This is a genomic window from Methanobrevibacter sp. (genome assembly GCF_045116495.1).
Taxonomy (GTDB): domain Archaea; phylum Methanobacteriota; class Methanobacteria; order Methanobacteriales; family Methanobacteriaceae; genus Methanocatella.
On the sequence record NZ_JBGULU010000087.1, the window covers coordinates 1 to 25,737 of the forward strand.

Annotated in this window: 25 protein-coding genes and 1 pseudogene; 13 read left to right on the forward strand and 13 right to left on the reverse strand. The window is 32.9% G+C overall.

The annotated features are described in order from the left end of the window. A partial coding sequence (locus tag ACJMLH_RS04355; protein WP_405275072.1) for a TfoX/Sxy family protein occupies positions 1-314 on the forward strand: 314 nt, incomplete at its 5' end. A 176-nt stretch (positions 315-490) separates the two neighbouring features. Here the strand turns inward: ACJMLH_RS04355 and ACJMLH_RS04360 are convergent. From ACJMLH_RS04360 to ACJMLH_RS04375, 4 genes are all read right to left on the reverse strand, one after another. Continuing rightward, positions 491-1,447: a hypothetical protein gene (locus ACJMLH_RS04360; RefSeq protein WP_405275074.1), complete on the reverse strand. Its 957-nt coding sequence runs from the start codon at positions 1,445-1,447 to the stop codon at positions 491-493. Positions 1,448-1,543: 96 nt separating this feature from the next. After that, positions 1,544-2,542, reverse strand: a complete 999-nt coding sequence (locus ACJMLH_RS04365) for an NADH-dependent flavin oxidoreductase (RefSeq protein WP_405275076.1) — start codon at positions 2,540-2,542, stop codon at positions 1,544-1,546. Between the two features lie 42 nt (positions 2,543-2,584). Then, positions 2,585-4,297, reverse strand: coding sequence for a sodium-extruding oxaloacetate decarboxylase subunit alpha (gene oadA / locus ACJMLH_RS04370; protein WP_405275078.1), 1,713 nt, complete (start codon positions 4,295-4,297; stop codon positions 2,585-2,587). Positions 4,298-4,456: 159 nt separating this feature from the next. Next, a complete protein-coding gene (locus ACJMLH_RS04375; protein WP_405275080.1) occupies positions 4,457-5,551 on the reverse strand; it encodes an inositol-3-phosphate synthase in 1,095 nt (364 codons plus the stop codon). A gap of 160 nt (positions 5,552-5,711) precedes the next feature. Here ACJMLH_RS04375 and ACJMLH_RS04380 point away from each other — a divergent pair, with 160 nt between their 5' ends. The 3 genes from ACJMLH_RS04380 to ACJMLH_RS04390 all read left to right on the forward strand — a co-directional run bounded on the left by ACJMLH_RS04380 (position 5,712) and on the right by ACJMLH_RS04390 (position 9,952). Next, the gene (locus tag ACJMLH_RS04380) at positions 5,712-6,554 is read left to right on the forward strand and encodes a UbiA family prenyltransferase (protein ID WP_405275082.1); all 843 of its coding nucleotides are present in this window, start codon (positions 5,712-5,714) and stop codon (positions 6,552-6,554) included. A gap of 12 nt (positions 6,555-6,566) precedes the next feature. Beyond that, positions 6,567-8,279 (forward strand): glycosyltransferase family 39 protein, encoded by a 1,713-nt coding sequence (locus ACJMLH_RS04385; RefSeq protein WP_405275084.1) that lies wholly within the window; start codon positions 6,567-6,569, stop codon positions 8,277-8,279. 149 nt (positions 8,280-8,428) lie between these two features. Next, a complete protein-coding gene (locus ACJMLH_RS04390) occupies positions 8,429-9,952 on the forward strand; it encodes an NERD domain-containing protein (RefSeq protein ID WP_405275086.1) in 1,524 nt (507 codons plus the stop codon). A 13-nt stretch (positions 9,953-9,965) separates the two neighbouring features. Here ACJMLH_RS04390 and ACJMLH_RS04395 read toward each other — a convergent pair whose 3' ends face one another. Beyond that, complete coding sequence (locus ACJMLH_RS04395) at positions 9,966-11,018, reverse strand: N-acetylneuraminate synthase family protein (RefSeq protein WP_405275088.1); 1,053 nt, start codon at positions 11,016-11,018, stop codon at positions 9,966-9,968. After that, on the reverse strand, positions 11,002-12,699 hold the full coding sequence (locus ACJMLH_RS04400) for a cytidylyltransferase domain-containing protein (protein WP_405275090.1): 1,698 nt from the start codon (positions 12,697-12,699) through the stop codon (positions 11,002-11,004). The genes ACJMLH_RS04395 and ACJMLH_RS04400 overlap by 17 nt, the downstream gene beginning before the upstream one ends. Positions 12,700-12,794: 95 nt before the next feature. On the opposite strand from ACJMLH_RS04400, the gene hypD reads away from it, so the two are divergent. Genes hypD through ACJMLH_RS04415 form a run of 3 tightly spaced genes read left to right on the forward strand, consistent with a single transcriptional unit; the run spans position 12,795 to position 15,862 of the window. Beyond that, positions 12,795-13,841 carry a hydrogenase formation protein HypD gene (gene hypD / locus ACJMLH_RS04405; protein ID WP_405275118.1) on the forward strand — a complete coding sequence of 349 codons (1,047 nt, stop codon included), beginning with the start codon at positions 12,795-12,797 and terminating at the stop codon, positions 13,839-13,841. A 1-nt stretch (position 13,842) separates the two neighbouring features. Beyond that, the gene (locus tag ACJMLH_RS04410) at positions 13,843-14,547 is read left to right on the forward strand and encodes a phosphoglycolate phosphatase (protein WP_405275092.1); all 705 of its coding nucleotides are present in this window, start codon (positions 13,843-13,845) and stop codon (positions 14,545-14,547) included. A gap of 7 nt (positions 14,548-14,554) precedes the next feature. Beyond that, positions 14,555-15,862: a TldD/PmbA family protein gene (locus tag ACJMLH_RS04415; protein ID WP_405275094.1), complete on the forward strand. Its 1,308-nt coding sequence runs from the start codon at positions 14,555-14,557 to the stop codon at positions 15,860-15,862. 17 nt (positions 15,863-15,879) lie between these two features. Here ACJMLH_RS04415 and ACJMLH_RS04420 read toward each other — a convergent pair whose 3' ends face one another. The 3 genes from ACJMLH_RS04420 to glp are packed head-to-tail and all read right to left on the reverse strand — an operon-like array spanning position 15,880 to position 17,853. After that, entirely contained in the window at positions 15,880-16,131 is a 252-nt protein-coding gene (locus ACJMLH_RS04420; protein ID WP_405275096.1) for a hypothetical protein, read from the reverse strand. A 10-nt stretch (positions 16,132-16,141) separates the two neighbouring features. Continuing rightward, positions 16,142-16,603, reverse strand: coding sequence for a GyrI-like domain-containing protein (locus ACJMLH_RS04425; protein ID WP_405275098.1), 462 nt, complete (start codon positions 16,601-16,603; stop codon positions 16,142-16,144). 26 nt (positions 16,604-16,629) lie between these two features. Then, positions 16,630-17,853: a gephyrin-like molybdotransferase Glp gene (glp, locus tag ACJMLH_RS04430; protein ID WP_405275100.1), complete on the reverse strand. Its 1,224-nt coding sequence runs from the start codon at positions 17,851-17,853 to the stop codon at positions 16,630-16,632. A 79-nt stretch (positions 17,854-17,932) separates the two neighbouring features. Here glp and eif1A point away from each other — a divergent pair, with 79 nt between their 5' ends. Then, entirely contained in the window at positions 17,933-18,265 is a 333-nt protein-coding gene (eif1A, locus tag ACJMLH_RS04435) for a translation initiation factor eIF-1A (RefSeq protein ID WP_405275102.1), read from the forward strand. Positions 18,266-18,292: 27 nt separating this feature from the next. Next, positions 18,293-19,066, forward strand: a complete 774-nt coding sequence (locus tag ACJMLH_RS04440) for a serine protein kinase RIO (protein ID WP_405275104.1) — start codon at positions 18,293-18,295, stop codon at positions 19,064-19,066. Positions 19,067-19,088: 22 nt separating this feature from the next. On the opposite strand, the gene ACJMLH_RS04445 is transcribed toward ACJMLH_RS04440, so the two are convergent. Both ACJMLH_RS04445 and ACJMLH_RS04450 read right to left on the reverse strand, forming a co-directional pair. Further along, the gene (locus ACJMLH_RS04445) at positions 19,089-19,865 is read right to left on the reverse strand and encodes a TMEM175 family protein (RefSeq protein WP_405275106.1); all 777 of its coding nucleotides are present in this window, start codon (positions 19,863-19,865) and stop codon (positions 19,089-19,091) included. An 88-nt stretch (positions 19,866-19,953) separates the two neighbouring features. After that, positions 19,954-20,547, reverse strand: a complete 594-nt coding sequence (locus ACJMLH_RS04450; protein ID WP_405275108.1) for a TetR/AcrR family transcriptional regulator — start codon at positions 20,545-20,547, stop codon at positions 19,954-19,956. Positions 20,548-20,735: 188 nt separating this feature from the next. Here ACJMLH_RS04450 and ACJMLH_RS04455 point away from each other — a divergent pair, with 188 nt between their 5' ends. After that, positions 20,736-21,353, forward strand: coding sequence for a KH domain-containing protein (locus tag ACJMLH_RS04455; RefSeq protein WP_405275110.1), 618 nt, complete (start codon positions 20,736-20,738; stop codon positions 21,351-21,353). A gap of 32 nt (positions 21,354-21,385) precedes the next feature. On the opposite strand, the gene ACJMLH_RS04460 is transcribed toward ACJMLH_RS04455, so the two are convergent. Together ACJMLH_RS04460 and ACJMLH_RS04465 are read right to left on the reverse strand one after the other, a co-directional pair. Beyond that, the gene (locus ACJMLH_RS04460) at positions 21,386-21,607 is read right to left on the reverse strand and encodes a hypothetical protein (protein WP_405275112.1); all 222 of its coding nucleotides are present in this window, start codon (positions 21,605-21,607) and stop codon (positions 21,386-21,388) included. Beyond that, the gene (locus ACJMLH_RS04465) at positions 21,600-22,334 is read right to left on the reverse strand and encodes a hypothetical protein (RefSeq protein WP_405275114.1); all 735 of its coding nucleotides are present in this window, start codon (positions 22,332-22,334) and stop codon (positions 21,600-21,602) included. Before ACJMLH_RS04465 ends, ACJMLH_RS04460 begins: the two co-directional genes overlap by 8 nt. Positions 22,335-22,752: 418 nt before the next feature. On the opposite strand from ACJMLH_RS04465, the gene top6B reads away from it, so the two are divergent. From top6B to ACJMLH_RS04480, 3 genes and pseudogenes are all read left to right on the forward strand, one after another. Then, positions 22,753-24,462 carry a DNA topoisomerase VI subunit B gene (gene top6B, locus ACJMLH_RS04470; protein ID WP_405275116.1) on the forward strand — a complete coding sequence of 570 codons (1,710 nt, stop codon included), beginning with the start codon at positions 22,753-22,755 and terminating at the stop codon, positions 24,460-24,462. 9 nt (positions 24,463-24,471) lie between these two features. Then, complete coding sequence (locus ACJMLH_RS04475) at positions 24,472-25,569, forward strand: DNA topoisomerase IV subunit A (protein ID WP_295611059.1); 1,098 nt, start codon at positions 24,472-24,474, stop codon at positions 25,567-25,569. 102 nt (positions 25,570-25,671) lie between these two features. After that, positions 25,672-25,737: pseudogene (locus ACJMLH_RS04480) on the forward strand (metal-sensitive transcriptional repressor); the annotation flags it as partial.

Consider the following 25,737-nt stretch of genomic DNA (forward strand, 5'->3'; position numbering starts at 1 on the left):
CCTCAAGTAAAGAATATCTAGAATATATACTGGAACAGCTATCCCTTCTAGACGACATAACCTATCGAGCAATGATGGGAGAATACATCATATACTATCGCCAAAAGATTGTCGGAGGCATTTATGATGACAGATTTCTGGTAAAACCTGTGAAAGCGGCAATGGAAATGATGCCTGATGCCGATATGGAATTGCCATATGAATGTGCAAAGGAGATGCTGCTTGTTGATGATGTGGAAAACAAAGAGTTTTTAAGAGATTTGTTGGAAGCAATGTATGATGAACTTCCAAATCCAAAGAAAAGACGCAAATAAAATTTAAAAAAAATCTTAAACATAAATCCTACATTAATCTAATAGCATCCAGTATTATTAAAAAGTAAAAAAAAGAAGTAGAAATTAAATTTCACATCTTAATCAAATTTTTTAAAAATCAGTACTTAAAACAAAGGCAGTTTTGTACCGACTAATTTTCAATACAAAGTTACAGTTCAGTTCATAGCATATGGTGAAGTGCTGTTGACCAATACCTTATTCAGGTCCCTAACAACTTCAAAGAGAGGATTTGCTAATTGATTTTCAAAAGTGTAATTTCCGACATATAACTTGTCTGGATTTTGAGGAATTGCCGATGCCGGATAGAACTCATCGTTAAAATAGCAATAGGTTACAATTTCTGAAGTGTTTAAACCGACATTATGACCATTATCATTAGTCACATAAACATCAACCCCATATTTTTGCCCATTAGGGGTATCATGCACCTTATAATCATAAGTATAAATATTACGCCTATTCGAACCGGAATCTTCATAAGAACAAATATCAATAATTGCATCAACAGGATCTTCTGAATAATCACTGTAATTCCCATTACGAAAACCAACATATTCATTTGGAATAACTAAAAATTCTCCCGGATTTAAAGTCCCCAATGTGTAATTTTCACTAAAAACAACACCATACCTTCCATCAGGAGCCTTGATTAGAAAATGACTATAATTATATTTTTGGAAGATTTTTTGAATCTGGCTTAGGGAATCTGATGAAATTTTCTTGGAGACAAGCATTTCACGGGCAAGACGTTCTATAGTCAGAACATCACTAACATTTGATGAATCTCCACCATGACTAAAAATCCATCCCTCTTCAGTGATAATTGAATGAATGAAAGGAGCATCAGGGTCATTAATCTCCTGCACAATAACTTCCAAATCGCCCAATGTATCATTATGAATAATCACCCCATCTTCATCGAGTGGAGCATCCTGTCTAAAAGCAAAAACAGTCCCATTTTCTTCCTGAATAGCGAAAGAAGCACATTTAGAATTAGATTTATTAAAATTTGAATTAAAATCCGTTTGATTTACAGTACTTGCACATATGCCCACCATCACAAACAGACAGATAATCAAGCATATAACCAGGAAAGTTTTTTTGAAATTCATACAATTTACACCAGATTTTAATTCAAGTGATAGATATTATATTCAACTAGCTACATAACATTTGCGACAAATATAGAAAAAAGTAAAATTAATGGATTAATACTTAAAACAAGTGCTTGTTTTTTTAGAATAACAATTATTACAACTTTGACAAATTGCTACTCCCTCACCATTTGCTTTCCAATCTGCTAAAAAGTCAGCTTGTGCCACAAATGGTTTTGACATTGAAACAAACTCAACATTGGAGTTATTCAGCACATCATTAATCTTAGCCATTTCCCTTAAAGATCCTCCCAGAACTACAGGAATGTCAACTGCATCAATCAAATCATCAACATATATTAAAAATGGATGTTTAACGCCTTTGTCATAAATTTGAGAGATTGTACGTGCGGTTAACTGAATACTGTCCGCACCGGCCTTTTCAAGCTCACGGGCAATAGCTATACTTTCATCTGCAGTCATTCCACCTTTTCTAACGTCCCACGGATTGATTCTGCAACTTACATGCATAACCATAGTCTTTTTAATGACTTTAATGATTTCAGATGAAATTCTCACACGATTTTCCGTATTTCCACCATATTTATCTTCTCTTTGATTGAAATAGGGATTCATGAAACGAGCCAGATAAAAATTATTTCCCATATTGATTTGAATTCCATCGAATCCTGCAAATGAGAATTTTTTAGCAGCCATAATAACTTCTGCCTGCAATTTTCTAATGCCTTCGGGGGAAATGTCATTAGCCTCCACCTTTTGATTTTCACCATCATCATAGTAGAAAAATGCTAATTGGCCTAAAATTGGAACATCGTATTCATGAACAATACCAGTAACAGTCTGATAATCTTTCATAAATCCTTTGTAGTTCATATTTGTTGAATAAGGGAAAAATCTATCCTTGTGGTCGAGTGCAAATATTTCAGATACTATCAAACCGGTACCGCTACTTGCGATTTTCTCATATCTGTCAAAAATATCAGAAGTTAAAAATCCTCCTTCTTCAGTTTCTGTTTCCCAGGTACCTGTTCTAACAATTCTGCTGTTAAGTTTAAAATTAGCAAATTGACACTCATCAAAAATATCCTTCATAATATCACATAAAAAATAGTTAAAAAAAAATAAATAAATGGATTATTCTGGTTTGATAACCATTAATCCACCATCAATAGCAACTGCATCACCCGGTTCTACGAGAATGTCAGTGACAACACCATCATATTCAGCTTCGATGTTGTTTTCCATTTTCATAGCTTCGATAACGCAAATTGAATCTCCTTTAGTTACTTTATCTCCAACTTCAACTGAAAGTTTAATTATCATACCCTGCATTGAGGACAGTACAGTGTTTTCATCATATTCAGTTTCTTCATCATCCTCTCCTGATTCAACAACACCTGTAGGCAATATAGTTACTTCAAAAATATCTCCATCAACATCAACGGTATATTCTGTTGGAATAACATCCTTTACATCAGGGTCAGTAATTGGAGGGCAAAGAGGTTCCTCTTTAGCATTACCTTCAAGGAATCTAGGAGCAATTGGAGGATATAATGCATAAGTCAAAGCGTCTTCATCAGATTTGACAAATCCTTTTTCTTCCCCTTCTTTTTTGAGTTTTTCGAATTCAGGTTCAAGTAAATCAGCAGGCCTGCAGGTTATTACTTCCTCATCACCAATAATCTGTTTGGAAATTTCCGGATCTACCGGTGCAGGAGATTTACCATACATTCCTTTCATGTATTCTTTCACTTCGTTGGATACAGTTTTATATCTTTCTCCACCCAATACGTTCATTACAGATTGAATACCTACAATTTGACTTGTAGGAGTTACAAGAGGTGGGTATCCCATGTCTTTTCTAACTCTTGGCATTTCATCCAAAACATCATTGTATCTATCAATAGCACCTTGTTCTTTAAGCTGTGAAATAAGGTTTGAAAGCATACCACCAGGTATCTGATATAAAAGCACATCTGTATCAACACTTTCAGAAATTGGGTCAAGAATACAGTGATATTTTTCCTTAATCTGTTCGAAGTATTTTTTAATATGAGTTAATAAGTTTAAATCAAGACCTGTGTCAAATTCAGTTCCTTGAAGAGCTGCAACAATACTTTCAGTAGGAGGTTGGCTTGTTCCCCAAGCGAGAGGTGAAATTGCTGTATCCAAAATATCAACACCTGCCTGACATGCGGCATAATAACTAATCGGAGTCATACCACTAGTACAGTGACAGTGCAAATCGACAAGCAAGTCTGTTTCTTCTTTTAATTTTGAAACAAGTTCATAAGCAGCTGTAGGAGTTATTAACCCCGCCATATCTTTGATTGCTACAGAATCACAATCGAGTGCTTCAAGATCTTTTGCAAGCTCTACAAAATCATCCAAAGTGTGAACAGGACTTATGGTGTAACTAATAGTTCCTTGTACATGTGCCCCTTGATCTTTAGCTACTTTAATTGATTTTTCCATGTTCCTTATATCATTTAAAGCATCGAAAATTCTGAAAATATCTACACCATTTTCATAAGACTTTTCAACAAATTTTGTTACAACATCATCAGGATAGTGTTTGTAACCTACCAAATTTTGCCCTCTTAAGAGCATCTGGATTGGAGTTTTGTTAAATTCAGATTTTAATTGCCTTAATCTTTCCCATGGATCTTCATCTAAATATCTTATACAAGTATCAAAAGTAGCTCCACCCCAAGCTTCGACAGAGAAATATCCCACATTATCCATCGCTTCAGCAATAGGAATCATGTCCCTAGTTCTCATCCTAGTTGCAAGTAAAGATTGGTGAGCATCACGAAGTGCTGTTTCTGTAAATCTCACTTTTGCCATTATATTACACCTCTTTTAATTTTTAATTATAACTAATCTTAAAATATCCAACTATAATATATGTTTTTTGTATTATATAAATTGGTAATATAAAAAACTTTAAACAGGAAAAAAAGAGGTTGAAAAAATATTTAAAAAAAAAGTTAAAAAATTGAAAAATTATCTTTCCAATTCGCCGGAAATGAATTTTTCAACATTTTCATATGCTTCATCATCAGTGTATTGAACCGGAGGATGTTTCATGGTATAGGAAGATATGGAAGTTAACTGTCCACCAATACCTCTTTCCAAACCGATTTTACAACATCTTACTGCATCAATAACGCATCCTGCAGAATTCGGAGAGTCCTCTACACTTAACCTGAGTTCAATGTTCATTGGAACATCACCAAATGTACGTCCTTCCATTCTAAGGAAACATAATTTGTTGTCATTTTGCCATGGGACATAATCACTTGGCCCTATATGAATATCTCTATCATCCATTCTCTCTTTTAAGACAGATTGGACCGCTTCAGTTTTAGATTCTTTCTTAGAATCCAATCTTTCACGATTAAGCATATTTAAAAAGTCAGTGTTACCACCAGTATTAATCTGATAGGTCCTATCTAATTTTACACCTCTATCCATAAATAAACTAGCTAGTGTTCTGTGAGTGATAGTAGCACCGATTTGAGCTTTAATATCATCACCAACAATAGGAATTCCTTTTTCTCTGAATTTTTTATCCCATTCATCATCACTTACAATAAATACAGGCATACAGTTCACATAGGCAATTCCCGCATCAAGAGCACATTGAGCATAATATCTTGCAGCCTCTTCAGATCCGACAGGCAAGTAATTTACCAATATTTCAGCACCGCTTTCCTTTAAAACATTGACAACGTCCACAGGTTCGGCATCACTAACTACAAAGGTATATTCATCATCATAATTTGACATGTGCTCAGCAACACCGTCCAAAACATGACCCATACTTACTTTAACATCATATTTAGGAATATCCTTCTGGAAAATTGTTGTACAATTAGGTTTTGCAAAGATTGCTTCATCAATTGTTTTTCCTACTTTTCTCTCATCAACGTCAAAAGCTGCAACAACTTCAATGTCACTAGGTTCATATCCTCCAATATCCCAATGCATAAGCCCAATTGCATCTTCTGGCTTTTTACCATCATAATAATGTATTCCTTGAATAAGTGAACTCGCACAGTTACCTATCCCTACAATAGCTATTTTAATCTTATTCAAATTTAACACCAGCTAATTAATTTAAATTAATAAAATCCTTAATAATTTAATTATACTTATAATACTTAATAAAACTATCCTATATTTACTAAAGTATAATTAATAATTAATTACTAAAATTATATTATAAGTTTATTCAAACCAAATATAGGAGAGAAAAATGAATCCATACATTGAGATATTAAGACCTGGAAATGCACTGATGGGTGCAATAGCTATAATTTTAGTAGCTATAATCGATAAAAGTTTCACAATACCTATAATACTTGCAATGCTTGCAGTATTTTTTGAAACAGCCGCAGGAAATGTTATAAATGACTATTTTGATTACAACATCGATTTGATTAACAAACCAGAAAGGCCAATTCCATCCGGAAGAATTTCACTAAAAGCCGGAAGAAATTACGGTTACCTTCTATTTGCGCTTGGAACAATTTGCGGATTTCTAATTAGTTTCTTAACAAACAACTGGATTCCGTTTGGCATTGTTTTAATAGCAGATGTTGTTCTTTACTTGTACGCCTCTAAATTAAAATCAACTCCCTTACTTGGGAATCTCACTGTTGGATTTATGACCGGTTTTGGATTTGTATTCGGCGGATTTACAATAAATAATCCAACAATAATAACCACTTCAATATACTTAGGGTTTTTCGCATTCGTTATGACAACTGCACGTGAACTGATAAAAGACATTGAAGATATGGAAGGAGATAAATCAGAAGGAGCTAAAACACTGCCGATTTTATATGGTGAAAAAATAACCGCACTTCTAGCAGTTATATTAATAATCATTGACTGTATACTGTGTCCATTACTATATTTCAACCATATTTTCAGTTTTTATTATCTAATCGTAATAGCTGTTGCAGTAGTCCTGTTTATCTATTCAGCAATATTGATTATCAGAAAACAGGATAGGCTGACCGCAGGCAAAGCTTCAAAATATTTGAAAATTGGAATGTTGATTGCATTTGTATCATTTATATGCGGGTCATTTTAAAGAGGAGATTAAATGAATTTTAATGAACATAAAAAAGATTTAATTGCAATATCTTCATTATTAATTATAGTTATTGCAATTACACTACTATTATTTAATATTGATGGAAAGGCCGGAGTTTATTATGTTCGGGATGTTTTTTTCTATTTGAATAATGCGCTATTTTATGCAGGTTACGATATCGGACTTGTAAATACAAGAGGATTGTCCCCACTAATTCCAATGATAACCTCAATATTTTTCAGAATGGGATTCATATCCGATTATACAATAATAGCCGTTAGCAGTTCCTTTTATATATTTGCGGCACTTGGAATGTATTTATTGTTAAGACTAAGATTTGATGAAGTCTTAAGTTTTACCGGTTCAATGATCTTATCAACATTCCCTCTAGTGATTGTATGGATTACAAAAGGAATGATAGACATTCCAGGAATGTGTTTGTCAATCTGGGCAATTTATTTCATGATACTGGCATTTAGAAAAAACACCAAGTTTCTTTATATTGCATTCCCGTTAATCATTCTTGGATTTTTTGCAAGGTATACTGTTCTGCTAACTGTCCCCGCATTATTAATTCAATTTTTATTGGTTGATGACCCTATAAATTACATCAAAACCAATATTAAAGACATAATTATAGGAATGGGTGCTGGAGCATTAGTATTTGCAATTTTTATTGGGATTTATTCATATTTAAATATCGGACTGTTTTTCGTATCTCAGGGAAACGACATTACAAATTCAACATATAATGCATTAGTTACACCCAATAACGTATATTACTACATTAAAAACTTTTTAATATACTTAGGAACTTCAAATTTCATTCCATACTCCTTAAAGCCTGGAGCATTCATCGTTGAAGAAATGCGTTGGGTTGGAGGTTATCCTTCCATAATATCATATATCCTGACTGCAATCCTTTTTGTCGGAATCATATTATATTTTACAAAATTATTCTCAAGGAAAAACAGAGAAATATTGAAAAATGAAAATAAAAAACTAAAATTGGCAATATTTATTATCGGATTAATTGTATTTTTAATTACATATCTGAATGTGTCAATAGTCCTATCCATAGCTTTCATCTCAATTTCATTACTGGCACTTTATAAATGGCTGATTAAAGCAGAAATGGACGATTTTAATTTAGATTCCATAATGTTTTATTGGATGGTTATCAATTTCATATTCATTACATATTACCATGTTAAAGTAGACAGGTATTTTATGCCAATACTTCCGGTTATCGCATATTTTGTAACATTATCCCTTTCATTAATCTTTGATAAATTTAAAGAAAACAAGCACATGGACAAAATTAAAATAGTTGTGCCGATAGGTTTGATCTGCATAATCCTATTAAGCATAGGCATTGCTACCGTTTCAAACTCTCCTCATACTTTTGATAATCAGATGCATCCTAATTTCATGACTGCGGCCAATGAAGAAAAAGCTGTTGGAGCATGGTTAGTTGAACATGACCCGGATTATTTAAATAAAACAATTTGGGCAGATAGGGGTGGAGACATGTCATTTATACTGAAAAAACAAATTCCATCCTATGAAAAAACATCGGATGCCGCCAATTTTACTGACGAAATGGTGAAAAATAAAGTTACATACTTCATTTCAAAAGACAACAAAACAATTGGCGAACCATATGTTAAACTATATCAAAATGGAGAAGTTTACTTATATTATTATGATAAAGGAAAGTAATCAAGGCACAATAATTAAAAAAAATGATTCTAATTAAAAATCATCAGATAAATTAATTAATTTATCAGTGAAAAACATGATTAATTAGAAAGATATATAATAAAAAAAATAAAAAAATAATAGCATAATTGAAATTATAAGAGGATAATATGAAAGTTGTATGCTGTAAGAACTGTGGTGCAAAATACCAACTCGATGATGATGACGACATCACTACATTCGAGTGTTCTTCATGTGCAGGTGACCTAGAATACTTGGAAGAATATTCTGATGAAGAATCCAACTCCCATTCCTCATTTATCAGTTCATTTAAGTATGATAACTCACATATCGTTCAATGTGAGGACTGTGGATTGAAATTTAAAATCAAAAGCAGCGATAGCATACTTGACTATGAATGTGATAGTTGTGGAGGTTCTTTAAGATATCTTGATGATGAATTAAATAAAGAACTGGACAATTATATTGAAGAAAGGAGAAAACAAGTTCAAACCATCGAAAGAGAATCCAAACCCCAAGAACCAACATCTGAAGAAGAACAATCAGAAGATAACACCCGCTCCTTCAAGTCATTAACTAACAGATTAGAAAACTTCTTCTCTGAAGAAAACATGCTTGAAATCGCTGAAGACGAGAAAAAAGAGCAAGAACTTAAAGAGGAAGAAGAAAAAAATTCTAAAACTGCTAGAACAACAATTCCTCAAGCTGTTTTATCAAAATTTGGAAAAGAATTCGCTCTACCAAAAACTAATGATTATAATATATTGAAAAATTACCTTAAGGATGAATTTTTCAAAGGAATGAACGAATATTATCCGGAAAATGTTGAAAAACCTACTGAAAGATCATTAGGAGGGTTCATCGATAGACTTAGTATCCCTGAACCTGATGCAGGAACTGGATATTTAGGCTCAAATGACTTCGATATTAAAGACATGGATACAAATACCACTATTCTTCTTATCGGAGCCGTAATTTTCATTCTAAGTATCATTGAAATATTGTTAATAAATAGTGGTGTTGGAATAGTTGCTTTATTTATCGGAGTAATTATCTTATGTTATGGTATTTATAAGACTAGAGATGTGAAAGAAACCGAAAAAAGAACAAGAATTATCAGAGAACACTTGTTAACTTTACCTGAAGAGTTTTATGTATTCTACAATGTAAAAACTCCAACATCAAACTCTAGTATAAACCATTTAGTCGTAGGTCCAACTGGAATTTATGCTCTTCTCTCACAGAAATACAATCCTAAACTTAGATTAGAATCAGAGAATGAAAATTTAAATTTAATCGGATCAAGCGAATTAGATGAAGATAAGATTGAAGAGTTTACAACTTCCGAAAATGTAAGCAAATTCAGATACACAACTAAACAGGCTAAATTCTCACAAGACAATAAAGTCAAACAAAAAGCCTTAAGCTTAGGTGAAGATTTAATTAACTTCCTTAACGACAATAACATTAAAAACTGCTTTGTTGAACCTTTAGTTGGATTCATTAACAATGAAGTGGTTGTAATAAATATGCCTTTAACTGATGAAGACTTATTTATTGAAGAGTTATTAAATCAAATCCAAACAAGTACTATTAAATTAGATTCTGAAACAATTGACAAATGTGCTGTTTTAATTAACAACTATTCTGCAGATTGTTCTTCAGAAATTTAATTTCTTTTTTTTATTATTTTAAAAATTCAAAATGAATTAAAGAATCTTCAGAGATATCCTTGCAAGCCTCTTTTCCGACAACATCCTCAACCTGTGATGGTGAAATTCCAGTGCCTGGTCTTTTAAAGGCAATATCCTCTTTTTTTATGACATCTCCCTTTTTAATATTTTTATTGGCAACGATTGATTTTCTAAGTTCTCTTCTGGCTAAGGATTCACAAATCAAAGGCTGTTTATTCATACGCCCGTTGATTTTAGATAAAAATAGAACATTTCTCTTGAAAGTGATTACATCATCACCGTCCATTGCAAAACTTGAATCCAATCCTTTTAAGTTTTTATCGAATGTGAAATGTTTTTCAATGACAGTTGCCCCATAATTAACTGCAGTTGTTAAAACCATCATGTTTTCATCAGGTTTTGTGTGATCAGAATATCCAATTTCATAATCTGGGAAATTTTGTGCCAAATCCTTAATCATCAGCAGATTTGCATCAGCATACTCTGTTGGGAATGATAAAATTGAATGCATTATTACAACATCACATGTAGAGACTTCTTCAATAGCCCTAATGGCACTTTTAATCTCAGCTAAGGTTGCTCCGCCAGTAGCAAGCAATATTGGCTTGTTTTTACATGCAATATATTTAATAAATGGAATATTTGTTAAATCAGAAGATCCTATCTTAAAAATATCCATAAATCCATCAAGATAATCGGCGGATTCAAAATCATGGGGAGTTGACAAAAAGACCATGCCAATTTCTCTGCAATATGCAGCCAGTTCCTTAAACTCACCGACACCGAACTTATCATATTTTTTTATAGAATCATAATATGAATTAGGAGAATCAATATCCAAATCTTTAAAAGCGGACACATCTCTTGAAATAAGATTTTCAACCATGTATGACTGAAACATCACTGCATCAATACCGCAGGACTTAGCTTCCTCAATCAGAAATTTTGCAGATTCCAAATAGGATATTTTTTCCGCATCTGCAAATTCGAATAAATTAATGCTGATATCTGCAATTAAAAATGGAGTTTTATTGAATATCTTCATAATCTGACCTTTTAGAAATTTTATTAAACTCAAATTTACGGTATTCTTCTTCAACAACAGATGTAATATTTTCAAATCCATATCGCAAATCAATGGACAACATTCTTTCATGCAACTGTCTTCTTAATTCATAATCGTTTACAAGGTTAATAAATTCATCAATTATATCCTGTTTTTCCACGACCTCTCCAAGGCCCAGATTAATGAATCCATTGTTTTGAGATACAAAAGAGTGAGTTTCTTCCCTAACGTCATTACATAAGCATATTGTCGGAATACCGATTGAACAAATCTCATATATTGATTTATTTGCAGAAGTGAAAATAATATCTGCCTTAAACATGAATTCACTTATATTTGTAACGTTTCTATATATCTGAATTAAAGGATTGGACTCGTATTTAGAGATAAGTTCCTCCAAACCTTCATAACCTAAACCGACAATCACGTCAATTCTTCCATTATAATTAGTGGATAATATTGAATCAATTACAAGTTCTGTTAAATTATGAGTATCTTTACCTCCAAATGCAACCAGAACCCTGTTTACATCATTTGTAATTATTTTTGCAGGCTGGTAATAAAATTCATCGTTTAAAATGAAATATTTATATCCAGTAAACACATTTTCTTCAGACAAATCATGCTCATATAAATCATCAAAAACGACATCAGCAATTCCGCTTCCTACACCTAAATCTTCAAAATTAACTACAAAATAACCATGTTCCTTTAAATCAGAAATGTACTCTTCAGAAGTGTCAAGAATATCATTTACAACTATATGAGGACCATATTCATTTAAAATCTTAAATAAATCTCCTAAATCCTCATAGATTTTATAGGAATAGTTGGACTTACATACAATATCAACACCCAATTGATAATGTTCATCAACCAAAAATAAGACTTCATGAAATACCAATTTAGAAGCTATTGCCAAACATCTGTCAATATGGTTTGTTCCAATTTCATTTGACGCATTTACGACAAGAGCTATTTTTTTCTTTCGCAAGTAATTTTCAGCAAGCCACCAGTCTTCATAAGTTTCAATGTTTACGCTTTCTTCACGGGAAACCTCAACAATATCAATATTAGTGCCCAAACGTGAATTTTCCTGAACAAAATGTCGCCTGGTTGCTAAAATAGCCCCAGTTTCCTTAAAAGATTTTGGTAAATCCTCACGATTGGCTCTTTCAATGTAATTTGGGAAATATCTTTGATGATTTTCATCATATCCCCAACTTAAATGCCTATCATCAACGACAGAAATAACACTATCAAGACTAAAGTCTTCAAATTTTTCTATTGATTCATCCAATGTTTCAGTTTTGATTAAAGGGGATGTAGGCTGAAGTGTAATTACAATATCATATTCATCAAAAGCCAATTTTTCTTTTTGAATCATTGCATCATGAATAACCGGATCCAGAAGTGCATCATCGTTAGATAATTCTTCAGAACGTCTAACAACACTCGCTCCAAATTTTTCAGCTATTAATGCAATTTGTGAATCATCAGTAGTTACAACAACATCATCAACATATTGAGATGCCTTCGCTACTTCAATAGAATAAGAAATGAGAGGTTTATTATCAAGTAACCTCAAATTCTTGCGGGGAATTCCCTTTGAACCTCCTCTGGCTGGAATAACAACTAAAATCATATTATTATTAAACATATCTGATCACTTGAAAATATAATAAAATATAATTAATCCAATAGTATAATATATTACTTGTAATATAATATTAAATCTTCGGTGTAAATATGAATATGAGAAATATGTCTGAAAAGTTAATAGGGAAAATAAATGAATTAGCAACCCCCGTTAAAATAATGCACGTGTGTGGTTCTCATGAACATACCATAATGGAAAATGGAATAAGAAGCTTATTGCCTGACGATGTGGAAATCATTGCAGGTCCCGGATGTCCAGTCTGTGTTGTCCCATCACGTGAAATTGATGAAGCATTGGAACTTATCGACAGAGGAGTTACAATCACAACCTTTGGAGATATGTTAAGAGTTCCAGGTTCTGAAAGATCTCTTGCAGATGCTAAAGCAGAAGGAGGAGATGTTAGAGTTGTTTACGGTATCAACAGAGCTATTGAAATAGCTGAAAAAGAAGACAATGAGGTTGCTTTTATATCAGCAGGATTTGAAACAACAGCACCTACAACAGCTGCAGAACTTCTTGCCACCCCTCCTGAGAACTTTTCAGTACTTTCATGCCACAGACTTATTCCTCCAGCAATCGATTTTTTAATCAATTCAGGAGAAACAAGTTTAAATGCATTAATCCAACCGGGACACGTCTGTACAATAATTGGAACAAAACCATTCGAATACTTCTCAACTGACTTTGGAATACCTCAGGCCGTAGCGGGATTTAATCCATTAGACATTTTAATGTCAGTTTATATGATTTTAAGACAAATTCACAATGAAACACCGAAAATTGAAAATGAATACAAAAGAGCAGTTAAAGAAGAAGGAAACGTTATTGCACAAGAAATGATTGAACAAGTATTCGATGTTACCTCAAGAGAATGGAGAGGATTTCCCAAAATACCAAATTCAATCCTTGAAATCAAAGATGAATTTTCAGAATTTAATGCTCGTGAAAAATATGATATTGAAGTTAAAGATGTTAATGAGGCACCAAAAGGATGTATTTGCGGACCAATTTTAAGAGGACTTGCAAGGCCTGAAGACTGCAAGCTATTTAGAAAAGCATGCAATCCACTACATCCAATCGGAGCATGCATGGTAAGTAAAGAAGGAACATGCAATATCGCACACAGATATTCAAGAGGATAATATGACAATAGAAGCAATAGCAGTAGACATAGATGGAACAATTACTGATGATGAAAGAAAAATCTGCATATCCGCAATTGAAGCATTGAGAAAAGCGGAAGAAGCAGGAATACCAACAATAATAGTTACAGGAAATGTTGTAAACTACGCATATGCTACAGAAGTCCTTATTGGATGCAGTGGCGGAATCGTTTGTGAAAATGGAGGAGTTGTTTTTAAAGAAGGAGAAAACAACAATGCAGTTGAAACTCTAGTTGAAAAAGATTTTGTAAGTTCTGCCGAAAACCATTTAAAAGAAAAATTAGGTAAAAAATTCGACATCCACGCTTCTCATGACAACATGTACAGATTGACAGAAACCGTATTTTATAAAACTCTTGCAAGGGAAGAGCTAGAAGAAGCTTTAAACGATTTTAAATATCGTGATGAAATTGAAATTTATGACAGCGGCTTTGCACTCCACGTAACCGACAAGAGAGTAAATAAAGGAACTTCACTCAGATACTTATGTGAAAGAAACGGAATAAACATGGAAAATGTAATGGCTATTGGAGACAGTCAAAATGATGAGGATTTCCTGAAAGAGGCAGGTTACAAAATAGCTGTCGGAAATGCAGAAGACAAATTAAAACAGATAAGCACATACACCTGTGAAAAAATGTATGGAGACGGAGTAGCCGAAGCCATTGAAAAATTTGCCCTATAGTGATAATATGATATACGAACTTTCTCAAAAAGCTAAAAAAGCAGTTGAAAATAATTGTGATGCTTACGAAATATACATTGATGAAACAAAACTCATAGAACTCGACTCCAAACAGGATGAATTAAATTTTGCAAAAGAAGAAATTGATTTGGGAATTGGAATCAGAGTAATTAAAGATGAAAAACTTGGTTTTGCATTCACATCCAACATGGACAAAATAGATGAAACCGCAAATCAGGCAATTGAAAATACAAAATTAAATAAAAAGGATGAAAATAGCTCATTTGCTGAAGTTGGAAAAGTATGCGAAGTCAAGGATGTTTATGACAACAAATTTAACAATCTCGACCTTGATGAATCAGTAGAACTTTTAAAGACTGTCATTGCAACCGCAACTGACAGCGGATGTGACGTGACAGGGTCCGGTTTTTCTGCAAGTGAAGGAAGAAGTTTAATCATTAACTCTAACGGAGTTTCTATAGAAAATAAAGGAACTGGATTTGGAATAGGCCTATCAGTCACCATCCAAAAGGAAGGGCAAATTGCAACCGCATATAATTCACAATCCTCAAGATTCTTTGATATTGATGGAGTCAAATTAGCCAGCGAAGTCTGTGATTTGGCTAAAAGTTCCCTTGACACAAAACCTATTGAAACTGATGATTACAGTGTTGTTTTGGATTATTATGCTGCAACTGGACTTTTGCAAACATTTTTAGGTGCATTCAATGGTGAAAATGTAATGAGAGGCAGATCAATTTTAAAAGATAAAATTGGTACAGAAATTGCCAATCCAACTCTTTCAATCATTGACAATCCCCTTTTGGACAAAGGAATGTACACTACAAAATGTGACGGAGAAGGAAGTGTTTCTCAAAAAACTGATTTAATCAAAGAAGGAGTTTTAAACTCATTCATTTACGACATTTACACTGCAAATAAAGAAAACGTTAAAACAACATCAAACGGATATAGGGGCTCTTATCTTACAACTCCTATGATTAGCCCAAGCAATTTGGAGTTTAAGTTTGGTGAAATGAGAGATTTGTCTGAAATTGACAAAGGTGTTTTAACAACCAGCGTACTTGGAGCCCATACAGCAAATCCTATTTCAGGCGATTTTTCTGTTGAAGCAAGTAACGCATTTAAAATAGAAAATGGGGAACTAACAGACCCTATCAATAAAGCTATGATTTCTGGAAATGTCTTTGAAATTATGAAAAAAGTAGAAGGTTTAAACTCAGAAATTAAACAATATGGCTCATACATTATTCCTAAATTATTAGTGCATGATTTAAGAGTAGTGGGCCAATGAATTAAAAAAAAGAAAAATTAAATCTTTTTTAATTTTTCTCTATATCTGTCAATTGTATCCTGTTTGTAATCAATGGACATATATTCAGAAAGCAATTCTTTATTTTTATCAAAATCTTTTATTTTTTGTTTGGCAATCATATCAATGTCTTTATCTAATTTTTTTATTTGATTTTCAAAAGCATACTCTGATTTTCTTATGTTATAATTAGATTTGCGAGCAATATTTTCAAGTTCTTTATCAAAATCAATTTCCTTCTTTTTAGACATTTTACCATCCTCACATTTCAATGATTGGCAATTGAATTTCGGTTACAAAATCATTTTCATCTTCACAGTTATGGAAATTCTTTATTAAAACTTCCTTAGGAGATCCGATAATATCATAATGGTTTTTTTGAGCGACTTCAACTAGCTCTGCATATGTATCCATAATATTGTCTGTTGAACCAAAGTGTTTTCCGGCTAAAACTTTGTGTTCAATCATGTCGACAACACGAATTATGTCCTTTTCATCTGCATCCTCTTTAATAACAATGCTTACATCGTAAACAGCATCTCCCTCATTAACTTCATGTCTTGGTGAGAAATAAACAATGAAAGGTTCGCCTTCAGTTTCAATTTCATCAGCATCAACCCAACCCATCAATTTAGAAACCAATATTTCTAAATCTGTGATTGGTCCTTTATAATTAATAACTCCTAATTTTTGATCTGGAATAATTTTTACTTCACTTTCCATTTTTACACCTAAAAATAAATATAAATTTAATTAAATAAATAAACTTCTACTTCTTCACCTTCATCAACCAACTCAACTAATTTCGGAATTTTAACATATCCGTCAGCTGTAGAAAGTGAGAAAATTGCTCCTGAATCTTTGAATATTGGTTGTACGTTTTCACCATCAACTTTAACAAGCTGATATTGCATTCTTCCAACCTGTGAGTGGATTCTTCTAGTAATTTTTCCTTTAACGGTTTCTAGTTCAAAGTCTTTATCGATTCCTGCCAATTTTGTTAATGGCTCGGCTACGAATGCATTGAATATCATTAAAGCAGAAACCGGATTTCCAGGAAGTCCAATGACAATTTTACCATCAATTACGCCTACAATAGTCGGTTTACCCGGCTGGACTGAAATTCCATGAATATGGACCTCACCCAATTCATCCAAAACATGCTTTAGGACATCACCAAGACCTGCTGAAGTTCCTCCTGAGCAAAGAAGAACATCAACATCTTTCAGGGATTCTATGATTTTTTCCTTTACCTCATTGTAGTCATCTCTCATGACCCCCAAGAATTTTGCATCTGCGCCACAGGAAACTGCATCGTTTTTAATCATACCCCCATTTACATCATAGATTTTTCCATATGGCAAATCTTCCCCCTGAAGAGTAATTTCATTACCTGATGAAAGTATACCAACTGTTGGTTTTTTATAAACTTCTATGGTTTCAAAGCCCTGGGAAAGTAAAACTCCAATTTTTCCAGGATTTAAAAAATCCCCTTTCTTTAAAATCAGATTTCCCTCTTCAATATCAGAGCCTTTACGGGCGACATCCTGGAACGGAGTTGCAGTCGTAAGCAAACTAACTTTACCTTCAGCTTTTTCTGCATATTCAACCATCACTACAGCTTCGGCACCTTCAGGCATGGCTGCTCCTGTACTGATTTCTATGCATTTGCCTTTTTCAACCTTTTTATCAGTGACTGAACCTGCCTCCAAAAAGTCAATGACCTCCAATGTATTTGGAGATTCTTCTGAAGCTCCGAAACTGTCTTCTGCAAGTATTGCAAAACCGTCTTTTAAAGCTTTGTTAAAAGGCGGGAAATCCATTCTGGAATAAACATCATCAAATAAAATCCTTCCATAAGATTCAGTAACATCAATTTCTTCACTTTGTGGTTTTAGATTTTCATTGAATAAATTTTGAATAATATCAATAGCTTCATCGCATTCTTTAATTTTTAAAAATTCAGTTCCCATAATTACCACTTATATAAAATCCAATAAATTAATATATAATATATTAATAAATATATAAATAATTTAATCTTATGGAGAAATGTATTACATTTTTGGAGGAGAGTATTTGTCAAGACCTAATAACAATCAACAACAAGAGTATAGAAGGGTGAGAACTCCTAAAAAAGGAGAAATACCTGGAGTAGTTGAACAAATTATGGGACACGGAAAATTAAAAGTCCGCTGTGCTGATGGAAATATAAGAATGACTAGAATCCCTGGAAAAATGAAAAAACGTATATGGATTCGTGAAGGAGACGTAATCCTTGTAAAACCATGGGATTTCCAATCTGATGAAAAAGCTGATGTAATTTGGAGATACACTAAAACCGAATCAAATTGGCTTGAAAGAAAAGGCTACTTGAAAATGTAGTCTCACTACTTATTTTTTTTGATATCAATGGATTCCAAAATAGCTAAAGCTGATAAGGCTCACGAAAAACTGCATTCCAGAAAAAGAAAAAAAGACAGTTCAGACAGGAAAGTTGGGAATGAAATTTTCGATAAGCTGACTTTGGAAACATTATATAAATTAGCTAATCAGGGATACATTGACGTTTTAAACGGCGCTATAAGTACAGGCAAGGAAGCCAATGTGCTTACAGGCATTACCGATGAAGAAGATTATGTTGCTGTCAAAATTTACAGAATAGCAACATCTGATTTTAAAAAAATGGATTACTACCTTAAAGGTGATCCAAGATTTAACATTAAGACCAAAAATAAAAGAAAAATCATCTATTCCTGGGTTACAAAGGAGTTTAAAAACCTGACAAGACTGTATGATGCCGGAGTTAATGTTCCGAAACCTCATACAAGCTCCAACAACGTTTTGATAATTGAATTTATTGGAGATGAAAACGGAAATCCCGCCCAACCTGTCAGGAATCAACCACCTGAAAATCCTGATGAATTTTTCAATAAATTGCTGGTTCAGCTTAAATTGTTTGTAAGAGAAGCGAAATTGGTTCATGGAGATTTATCCAACTACAACATTTTAAATCTGGATGAAGAACCAGTCATTATTGACGTTTCACAGTCCGTTGTGCTGGACAATCCAATTTCAAAGGAACTTCTAGAAAGAGACATCAACACGCTTGTTCGTGAGTATACCAAATTAGGCGTCAAAACCAGTTTTAAAGAAATTTGGGAATATGTTGACCCAAAATTTTAGAAAAAAATAATTTTAAATTAAGTTAATCACGAACTTTCCCATAAATGCTTTTTTTAATATTGTCAATGAATTCCTTTTCATCATCAGTCAAATCAACATCATCATGATCGTCCTTTCTGGAACGTCTCATACGAATTATAAAAACCAAAATTAAAATTAATAAAAAGGACAACATGCTGGCTATTGGTGATATGAAAGCCAGTACAAGTGATATCAGTGAACTGATGACCGGTGCCAACAGTATATAGAATAATGTTAATGTAACTCCTTTAAGACGTAATTTTAAATTAGGCAATTCAATGCCATCACTATAATCCTTTATTGCAGTTTTAATTTCCTCTTTTTTGTCGAAATAATCTTTAAAATTATTTCTGAGCAGCAACACGAAAATTATTATGTATAATAAACTGATTATCAATATCAATAATGAAAAGAATACATTAACAATAGTATATTTATAGAATTTGAAAAGAAATCCTGTTGCAAATGGGATTAAACAGACGGCAGCCATTGAAAACATATTCAGCAGCAATATGCCGTAACTAACTTTTTTGAAATTAAAAAGAATAATAGTGTTTTCCCAAAAATTATATACAAGGTAAAAACTTATGAAGTATATTAAAATGGACGGCGCCAGATAATTTATGAAATAATCGTTTAAGGCAACACCTGAAGATATATCAGTTATTGTCGGAACCGCAATTTCTAAAACAAGAATTGTCATGGCAATTGCAAAAACACCATCTGTAATCGCAGAATGCCTATCACTTACCAGATTAATAAAATCATTTTTTGCCATCAATAATAAATACTGTCTTTTATGTTATTTAATTATTATGCAAGTGTTATGAGTATTAATAAATGAAATTCAAAAACAATATTAAATATTAAGGGTTTATGCCCTCAAACAATACGTTCATTATATCATCAGCATAAGGAATTGTTTCAAAACCAAGGTCCTTATCGTATATTTTCCACAGTATAACTGACTGGAACAACACACTGAAACACATTATTGCTAAAGATTTTGGGTTAATATCTTCCCTTACTATTCCATTATCAATTTGGAATCTAAAGAATTCCTCCAATTTATTGAGGATCACATCAGTGACTTCTGAAATTAAATTTTTTTTCTCGGAAACTCCCCTTACTTCTTCCATAGCTACTTTAAGTATGCTGAAATCTTCATCTGAAAGATTCAATATGCCATAAAAGCTAATCTTAAGATATTCCTCAATAGTTTGATCCTCATCAAAAACAAAAATCTCTTCCAGCGTATTGATTAATATTTGCAGATAATATCTCTTTGTAATTTCAATTAGATTTTTCTTGTTTTCGAACTTTCTAAATAGGGTTACCTCATTTACACCTGCTTCAGCAGCTATCTTTTTAGTTGTTGCCTTTTCAGAGCCGTCTTTTTGAAGAAGTTTAAATGTTGCAGATACAATTTTTTCACTAGTGCTATCTAACTCCAAATCCATGATACTTTATTTTTAATTTATACTAAATAATTGTTTACATATTTAATTAAAAAATGAAAAATTTTTAATAAGATATTTTCTTTGAAAAATAGTATAGACTTAAAGTTTAAATACCAATTTTTATAAAAACATTTAAAGATTTGAAAATAAATAAATAAAATTGATTCTAATTAAAAAAGGTGAAAATTATGCCGGAAACAGATTATCTAAAAATACCACAAAATAGAGTAGGGGCATTAATTGGAAGCAATGGAAAAGTTAAAAAATCCATTGAAAATGCAACTGGAACCATCTTAGACATTGACAGTGACGATGGTACAGTTTATATCACACCTAGAGAAGATATGGAAGATCCATTAGGAGTATGGAATGCAAATCATATTGTAAAGGCAGTAGCAAGAGGATTCAACCCTGAAGTTGCTTTAAAATTAGTTAGTGATGACATTTACCTGGAAGTAATCAGCTTACCATTATACATTGGAAAATCAAAAAAGGCCCTTGCAAGACATAAAGGAAGAATTATCGGGAAAGACGGTAAAACCCGCGAAATAATCATGGAAATGGCCGAAGTTGACATGGCAGTTTATGGAAAAACTGTTTCATTGATTGGTGAGATGGAAAACATCATGATTGCAAAAGAAGCTATTGAAATGATTATAAACGGATCAAGACACAAATCAGTCTATGGCTTCCTGGAACATAAAAAAGAAGATTTGAAATTAAAAGAATTCAAAGACCTAGTCGGAATCGAAGATGATAAAATCGAATTTAAAGATGGAATCGACTTCGATGAAAAAAATTATTAGGAGTGAAACACTCCTAAACCCTATTTTTTAAATTATTCTGTAAACTGATACCATAATGTCATTTTTTCAGGGATGACAACAATACCTCTTTTAGCAAATAAATCCTTAAGCCTATACTTTCCAGTTACAATATTCGGATTATGTGCATTTTTACGAGCTTTTTTTCTATTTTCAGGTGAAATTAATTTTAGTTTACTATAACCTGAATCACGTGTAACCTTTACTGGTTCTTCATCATATGAAAAACTATTCATTTAAAAATCTCCTTGTTAATTTAATATTATTCAATTTATTATTTAAATTGATTAACAACAAATCTCCATATATCTGGTTAACATTATCTAACACCAAATATCCTTCATCAAATTCCAAATTTGCCTCTTCAAAGACAGAATCCAAATATGCCTCTGCATCTTCTCGAATTTCTTTAATTTCATCATCAAAAATTATTCCTTTTGATTCTAAAATCCATAATTCATTTTCTGATAAAATCAATTCATATTCTTCAAATTCAAGACCTAACATCTCAAAATTTTTTCCAGAAGGAGGAGAACAGAACTGTTTTGGATGATTATGAAGAGAAGCAATATTCCTTCCTTTCAAGGAATTTGGATATATCTCTCCAGTGACTTTATTCCACTCACCTTCATCAGCAAAATTGCAAGAAACAATATTGCCAGTATTGATGTCAAAGAAAATCAGGCATTCACAATCCAAATCAAATGTTTTTCTTCGAAACATATCAACAGTCCTAACCGCTTTTTTGGAAAATTCATCAGGTAAATCCTCTTTTGTAATTGGAGGAATAGACCAATTAATAGGAAGATGCCTATATCTCCCATATTCAACATCAGTTACTTTAACGCTCACCGGAATCAAAAATCCTCCTCGATTATCTCTTAACAATTCCTTATGGGATTTGATAAAACTGTCGAGGTGAAGTTTGTGTATAATATTGTTAATACTATTTTTCGAAATCATGACTAATCAATATGTTATTCAAATTATTTATACTGCTCAGTTTCAAAAAAGAACAATTTTACATTCTGAAAACAATTTTTCAATGCCAAACAACATTTTATTTAAATTGAGAAATATGGAATTTCCAATCCCAAAATCATAATCAAATAAATATTACATGTTTAAATCAATTTTAATGAAAGATTGCTATAAAAATTATGATGAATATAGTAAAACCTTATATACTTTAATCAATATATATAGATAACATAGTGTAAATACTATATTTTCTACATGTTTTTTAATTATTATTTTACCATATATTTAAACAAGACAGTTAGGGTAGGGTATAAATATTACTCATCAAATGCTCTCTCATTTAATTTAAATATAGTCATGATAATAAAATTAAACATACTTATTATAAGGAGGAAAAATTTTGGCACAAGACGAACAACAGATAGGACTTGACTGGGAAGAGGATTTTCAAAGATTAACCCCGTCACAGTTCTTTAGAAAAAACAAGCAAATGCTTGGATTTACAGGTAAGATTCGTTCTTTAACTATTGTTTTTCACGAACTGATTACAAACAGTTTTGATGCATGTGAAGAAGCTGGAATCTTGCCGGACATCGATATTGAATTGAAACGTGTCGATAAAGAACATTATATCTTAAGACATAAGGATAATGGGCCAGGTATTCCTGAAGATTATGTAATGCAAGTATACTGTATGATGTTTGCAGGTTCAAAATTCAGAAACATCCAATCCAGAGGACAACAGGGTTTAGGTTGTAGTGGTTGTGTGCTCTTATCACAGATGACCACAGGTAAACCAGCCCGTGTAATTTCATGCTATAAAGAAGGCGATGAAATTAAAGGAGTTAAAATGAAATTCCAGATGGATGTTGAAAACAACCGTGGAATTTTAATGGAAAGAGAAGATTATCCTGCAGAACAAACAGGTGTTTGTATTGAATTGCAATTCAAAGATGTTTCCTATTCCCTTGCCGAACAGGGTGCTTTTGAATACATCAGAAGAACCATGATTGGAAACCCACATGCAAAAATTACATTCAGAGATCCTACAGGACACAAATACATCTTTAAAAGAGCTGCAGATGTCGTTCCTGTACAGCCAAAAGAAGTATTGCCTCACCCTAAAGGTGTAAGTGCTGACGACTTAATGACCATGGCTAAAAATACAGACAGCAGAAGATATAAAAGTATGATGACTTCATCAATGTCAAGAATGTCCAACAAAAGGGTTGATGAAATCGCCCAGCTTACCGGAATCGACATGAACAAACGTCCAAAAGACATGACTTTCCCAGAAGCAGAGGCTATTGTACAATGCTTTAAGAAAATGAAATTCATGGCTCCTCCAACAGACGGACTCATACCTATCGGATCTGAACAGATTGAAAAAGGTATGAAACAAATCCTTAAACCTGAATTTGTAGCTACAATTACAAGAAAACCTGTCACATATGCCGGTGGTGTTTCATTCATTATTGAAGCAGGACTTGCTTATGGTGGAGATGCTGGAAGAGTTGTAAAAGAGCAAAGAAAATCAGAAATCATGAGATTTGCTAACAGAGTTCCATTGACATTCGATGCAGGAAGCTGTGCTATAACAGAAGCGCTTAAAAGTATTGACTGGAAACGTTATGGCCTCAGAGACATGGACAATACTCCATTAACTTTATTTGTAAATATTATCTCAACACAAGTGCCTTACCTTTCAACAGGTAAACAAAGTGTTTCACCGGAACCTGAAATTGTTCACGAAATAAGACAATCCACCATGAAATTAGCTCGTAAACTGCAAAAACACCTTAGAGCTAAAAGGGCAGCTAAAGAAAAAGAAAAACGTTCAAAAGTATTTGAAGAATATGTGCCAGTAATTATCGAAGAAGCTGCAAAACTTGGTGAAACTGGAGTTCCTGAATATCAAGACATTTTAGTGAAAGTAACTAAAAGGGCTCTTGCAGAGCTGCTTGGTGAGAAAGTGGAAGAAGAAGAGGAAGAAGAATACGATGCACTCATCATGGAAGAAGTTGATGAATTTGGACGTACCGTTGAAGACAGCGATTCAACATTAGATAACTTCTTTGACGATGATGTAGAAGACGGTTTTGAGGATTAGGTGATTTAGATGGCGGACAAACCAAAAAGTGGAAAAACCCATAAGGAAGAAATGAAAGAATACACCTATAATAAACTTAAAGGATTAGGTCAGGAAATTATCGAAGATATTGAACAAAATAAAGTTCCTAGTCTTAAAATTCCATCAAGAGGTACTGGAAACATTGTTTACGATGACGCTAAAAGATACTATGTATTAGGTGACAGATACGGTAGAAGATCTTTAGGTAATGTTAAACAAATCAGAAAATTAGGTCAGATGGTTTATGTTGGTAACTTCTGTAAAGATTTAGTTGCAAGAGAAAAAACCGCTACCATCAGGGAAATGTATTATGTTTCCGAAGGTTGGGGAATTAGCTTTAAAACACAACAGGAATCCAACATTGTTGGAGAAGATTTGGAAGTTAAATTAGGAGTTACTCGTGAAGATTTAGGATTAATGCCTGAAGAAGACGGTGCTTCAGTTTACGGAGATATCACACTTTTAGATGAAGTGGAGCTCAATGCAGCCAATGTAGGAAAATCCGGATATACAATCTCACCAACAATCGACCAGGTTGAATTTTTAGACCATAACGTGGATAAAGTATTGGCAGTGGAAACCATGGGAATGTTCCACAGGTTAGTACAGGAAAATGCGCACAAAAGATTCAATACCTTAATTGTTGGACTTAAAGGACAGGCAGCGCGTGCTACAAGAAGATTCCTTAAAAGAGTCAATACAGAACTTGATTTACCAGTATACATCTGTAACGACGGAGACCCTTGGGGATTCCACATTGCACAGGTAATTATTTCTGGAAGTGCAAAATTAGCTCACGTTAATGACAAACTTGCAACTCCTGATGCCAAATTCATCGGAGTAACAGCATCCGACATTATCAATTACGATTTACCAACTGATAAACTCAAAGATGTTGACGTCATGAGATTAAAAGAGCTTTCTAAAGACCCAAGGTATAAAACTGATTTCTGGCAAACTGAAATTAAAAAGATGCTTAAAATCGGTAAAAAAGCAGAACAGCAATCTTTCTCAAAATATGGGCTTGAATACGTAGTAGATGAGTATTTCCCAGCTAAATTTGAGGAAATGGAAAATCAAGCATAGACTTGAACTTTTCCTCCTTCTTTTTTTTATTTTTTTAAACTGAAACAAAACATTTATATACTAATTTTAATATATACCCCCATAGGTATAGGAGATGTTATTGTGAAAGAATGTATGGACAGTGAAAATTTACATAGAAGATTAAAAAAAATTATAGGTCAAATAAAT